The following is a 1497-nucleotide window of genomic DNA, read 5'->3' on the forward strand; positions in this document are numbered from 1 at the left end:
CTCGTGTTTCGCCCTTTTGGGCGGCGCGAGGGGGGGAGGAAAGTAAGAGCCGCGCGGCGCGCAGTCTCCCGTAGGGTTGGGGTGTCTAGACCTAACTCTGCGAGCGAGAAAGGAGGCGCCGCGTGGCCTCCGCAAGTGTGCGCACATGGGCAAGCGCGCTGGAAGAGGGACGTGCGGCCTTCAGTCGGCCGGGCTTCTGGCGCTTCGTGGTGGTGGCGTGCGGGTGGGTGCGGGTGCAGGGGGTGCACACGCTGACGCGGGCGCTGGTGGAGGCGCGCGCCGCGGGGCGCCGGCACCACGAGGGCTTCCACCGCCTCTTCAGCCGCGGGGCGTGGAAGCCCGACGTGCTGGGCCGGCTGCTGTGCCTCGCGCTGGTAGCGCTGCTGCCTGCGCAGGCGTGCGTGTTGCTGGCGCTGGACGACACGCTGTGCCCCAAGCGGGGCCCTCACGTCTTTGGCATTGGCAGCCACCGCGACGCAGTGCTCTCGAGCGCGCGGCACCGAGTGCTGCGCTTCGGGCACGTGTGGGTGGTGCTGGCCCTGGTGGTGCGCTTGCCCTGCAGCCCGCGCACCTTTGCGCTGCCGGTGTGCCTGCGGCTGTACCGCACGAAGAAGGAGTGCGCGGCGCACGGGGCGGGCTTTCGCACCAAGACGCAGCTGGCCGAAGAGATGCTGCACGCGGTGGCCGCGTGGCTGCCGGGGCGAGAGGTGCGCCTCGTCATGGATGGGGCCTACTGCTGCGCGCGGCTGGTGAAAGGGTTGCCGCCGGGCTGGGTGGCCTTTGGCGCCATGCGGCCCGACGCCGCCCTCACGCGCGCAGCGCCTCGGCGACGCCGGCCTGGTCAGCGCGGCCGGATGCCCTTGCGCGGCACTCGCCTGCGCTCGCCCGCCCAGCGCGCAGCCCACGGGCGCTGGAAGCGCGCCCGCGCGCACCTGTACGGCCAGGACAGATGCGTGCCGCTGCAGACGTGCTGTGCGCAGTGGTACCGCGTTGCCGGCGGGCAGTTGCTGCGCGTGGTGCTTGTGCGCACCGGCAGCCCCCAGCGCCCGTTTCGCGCCTTCTTCTGCACGGACGCGTCCCGCAGCGCGCGTGAGGTGCTGGAGACGTACGCCCTGCGCTGGAGTCTCGAGGTGACGTTTCGCGAGCTGAAGCAGATGCTGGGCTTCGCCGACTCGCCCGCCCGCACGCCCGGGGCCGTGCTGCACACCGCCCCCTTCGTCGCCCTCCTTTACAGCCTGCTGGTGCTGGGCTTTGCGCGACGCGGCGCACGCGCCGGTGTGGCCCGTGCCCTGCGCCTGCTGCCGCCGCGCCCCTGGTACCGGCAGAAGAAGAGCATCTGCTTCGAGGACATTCTGCGCGCGACGCGCGCAGCGCTCGAGGGCGTGGACGTTTTGCGCCCACGCCTCTGCGCACCCCTTCGACATAAAACCCAGCCCCGCTCCCGTCCTCCCTCGGGACTCCTCCTCACTCCCTCGGGCTGAAACGGCGAAACACGAG

Annotated in this window: 1 protein-coding gene; it reads left to right on the forward strand. The window is 72.1% G+C overall.

What is annotated here, in order from left to right; translation table 11 throughout:
• Window positions 1-122: 122 nt before the first annotated feature.
• Window positions 123-1481, forward strand: a complete 1359-nt coding sequence (locus FGE12_RS29920; RefSeq protein ID WP_153870075.1) for a transposase — start codon at window positions 123-125, stop codon at window positions 1479-1481.
• Window positions 1482-1497 lie beyond the last annotated feature (16 nt).

This window comes from Aggregicoccus sp. 17bor-14 (assembly GCF_009659535.1).
In the GTDB taxonomy this organism is placed as follows: Bacteria; Myxococcota; Myxococcia; order Myxococcales; family Myxococcaceae; genus Aggregicoccus.